1 protein-coding gene is annotated in these 295 nt (G+C 37.3%); it reads right to left on the reverse strand.

Annotated elements, in window-relative coordinates:
• Positions 1–6: 6 nt before the first annotated feature.
• Positions 7–210, reverse strand: coding sequence for an excisionase (locus tag PZH32_RS13210; RefSeq protein WP_004613735.1), 204 nt, complete (start codon positions 208–210; stop codon positions 7–9).
• Positions 211–295: the final 85 nt, after the last annotated feature.

Here is a 295-nt window from a genome sequence, read left to right on the forward strand (position 1 = left end):
ATGACATTAGATTTCGTCCAATGTATCTATGATTTTTTCAAATTGTTTTCGCTTAATCTGAATACGATTACCGTTCACGATAACCCAGCCAGCGTCAATATTTTCTTCGGCTAATTTACGCAATTTTTTTTCGCCAATGCGGAAGTATTTAGACGCTTCTTCAATCGTCAGCGTATATTTTTCCCAGATAGGCACATCAGTATTGTTCATAATCTATGCACCCCCTTTACTGTGTGTTGTTTTTTTACAAGCAGACAGACGGCTTTGGAAAGCTCCATTAGTATCTCAACTATTC

This window comes from Adlercreutzia equolifaciens (assembly GCF_029076695.1).
GTDB lineage: Bacteria > Actinomycetota > Coriobacteriia > Coriobacteriales > Eggerthellaceae > Adlercreutzia > Adlercreutzia equolifaciens_A.

Bases quoted from the DNA above. Each gene is read 5' to 3' on its own strand.
- PZH32_RS13210 (WP_004613735.1), bottom strand. From the start codon at position 210: ATGAACAATACTGATGTGCCTATCTGGGAAAAATATACGCTGACGATT.